The following is a 2,625-nucleotide window of genomic DNA, read 5'->3' as shown; positions in this document are numbered from 1 at the left end:
ATTATTAGGGGTCGAGAAGGTCGTCACCGACCTCCCCTCCCATTCAGAACCGTGCGTGAGACTTTCACCTCACACGGCTCCTGGTTTGACTGTTCCCTTGTTAAGGATACAGCTTGACTTCCTTTGGTTAACCTTGTATTATCTAGGTTGACTGTTGATGTCAAACCAGATGATTTTAGGCTTCCATCAGATGCCGATTTATCATCGTGACAGTGGCGGTGTAGTAATTGAAGGTTTTTATATTCATCCTTTCCGCCTAAGCTGAGAGGGTGAATGTGGTCAACTTCAATTAAATCCGATGGGGTGAAATACTGCCCACATCGGCTACACTTGCCTTGTTGCTTCTTAAGTAGTTTAGCTACTCTTGTCGGTGTGTCGATTGCTTGTCCTCGTCTGGTCGCCCAGTAAGTCCAATTTCCGTCGTAAGGTGAAGCTTCGGGGCGTACTAGGGTATGTCTGACAATTGGTGTCCAATTATGTTGCCATAAATGAAGACCATCTTTGGTCTTAAATAACCAAGATTCTTGCCTTTCTTTCCCATTGCTGAGTTTAACTGTACCCGGTCTAAAGTAGTTTCTCAGCTTTTCGTGGTTCGCTTTACCGCATCTTGATACTGTCCATGCCCTTAACATTAACCAGATTGTATTGTCTAGTTTATTGAAGGTATCCACAGATACTACTCCTGAGTAGTAATTAGCCCAACCTCTAATGATTGGGTTTAGTTGATTAATCAGGGCTGATTGAGGTGCTTTTTTATATTTTTTAATTACACCTTTAATCGCTTCTGTGTGGGCTTTAACTGCTTTTTGGTTGGGTTTGATGTGGGTTTTGTGACCAATTAATTGGCTTCCTCTCCCTCCTGTTTTCCCAGATTTGTACTTTCCTGTTGGATATTGTCTGATATTGAATCCTAGAAAATCAAAACCGGGTTCTTCAGTTTTCCCATTGTACTCAATGGGGTTGAGTGTATGACACACTCTGGTTTTTTCTGGTTTGAGTTCTAGTCCTATCGGTTTTAACCATTCGGATATGGCAGTTTGGCACTGTTCAATGATTTCGAGTGATGGTGAAATTACTACAAAATCATCGGCGTATCTTATTAGAACAGCTTGAGTTTTACTACCCTTTTTGGGGAATAGTGTTTCGATTAATCTTGCCATTCCATCCAGTGCGATGTTAGCAAGTAGTGGACTTATTACCCCTCCTTGTGGTGTCCCTGTTTCTGTTTCTTCAAATACGCCGTTATCCAAGACTCCTGCTTTGAGCCATTGTTTAATGTCTCTTTTCAAGGCACTGGGACAATGAATTTTTGACAGTAGGAAGTTGTGATTAATTCGGTCAAAACACTTGGCAATATCAGCATCTAATACGAAGTAGCTACTTTTATTGATGCTAAGGTATATCCTCGATATTGCATCATGGGCAGACCTTCCGGGTCGAAAACCGTAGCTGGTTTCTTCCATTTTTGACTCCCATTCTGGTTCGAGTGCCGATTTAATCAACGCTTGTCTAGCTCTGTCTTTGATGGTTGGTATTCCTAGTGGACGTTTTTCATCCCTACCTGGTTTAGGAATCCATACTCTTCTTAACGGTTTTGCTTTAAGTGTTCCCTTGATTTCTTCGGTTAGATTTAGCCTTTGCTCTGGGGATATTGCTATCACTCCATCGACTCCTGCTGTTTTCTTTCCTTGATTATCTTGGGTTACTTTGCGAACTGCTAATAGACGGGCATAGTATGATTTCACCAATAGACGTTGCCACCTTCTAACCTTTGCATTCTGTCCCGATTTAGCCGCTTGGTATATTCTCTTTTGGAGCTTGAAAACATATCTTTGGATTTTACCCCAGTTGATAGCTTTCCATACATTCGTAGTCTTAGTGGTTTTCGGTTTCCCGAACCCTTTACCTTCTCTCGATTTCGTCATATAGACTCCTACTAGACTCTATCCTTACAATCAAACCGTAACCTGTTAGCATATCCTGACTATTACCGTCAGGCGTTGGCTTTTGGTTACATCTCACACCCCTGAAGGCTTGCGCTTACACTTGTCACTACTGGGTATTTCGACCGATACTCAGAGCCTGAAAGGGCTTATCACGTTCCGTTTATATGGGCATTCCATCTTTAGATTTGTCCTATCCATCGGGGTACTTTTAAAGGTCTATGTAAGTGAGTTAGTAAATTCCTTACTTTTCCCCTTGTTCTTTTGAACGCAGTGTGTCAACCTATTTCACTACTAGCTAATTACGATGGTTCAGGTCGGACATTCGGTTCACACCTAATCATGGATGGTTGGCAGTGGTCTCGATTCTGGTGTTAGGTTACACCTCGGAGCCTTCCGCTCCCCGCTTCAGTCCCAGAGTTGTGATTTCTGAATCTGGGGGTGGCTATCGCCGTTACTCTCACCTTTGTAACAATTTGTGAATAATTGTTACAAAGTGTATTGACCTTGAGTCCCTTTGCCTAGTTTGGTATCGTGTTGATACTAAACGTCGGGACATATAAACAGTTATAAGGCTGGTCTGGGTTGACCTGTTAGATTCAGTCAGGGGACTGAAGACCTTACTAGGCGGTTATTTCGGGCATTTGGTTCCCTATTTCATGCCTAAACGTTTCGCACTACT

1 protein-coding gene is annotated in these 2,625 nt (G+C 42.5%); it reads right to left on the bottom strand.

Annotation, left to right across the window (positions count from 1 at the left end; all coding sequences use genetic code 11):
• Positions 1–23: 23 nt before the first annotated feature.
• Positions 24–1,925 (bottom strand): group II intron reverse transcriptase/maturase, encoded by a 1,902-nt coding sequence (gene ltrA, locus IM477_RS08750; protein ID WP_287731400.1) that lies wholly within the window; start codon positions 1,923–1,925, stop codon positions 24–26.
• Positions 1,926–2,625 lie beyond the last annotated feature (700 nt).

This window comes from Microcystis sp. M090S1 (genome assembly GCF_020246295.1).
In the GTDB taxonomy this organism is placed as follows: Bacteria; Cyanobacteriota; Cyanobacteriia; order Cyanobacteriales; family Microcystaceae; genus Microcystis; species Microcystis aeruginosa.
The sequence above is the reverse complement of the archived record's forward strand: the minus strand, read 5'-3'. Positions and strand labels throughout refer to the sequence as shown.

What these genes read in the sequence shown, in the direction of transcription:
- ltrA (WP_287731400.1), bottom strand. Translation starts at nt 1,925, where the DNA reads ATGACGAAATCGAGAGAAGGTAAAGGGTTCGGGAAACCGAAAACCACT.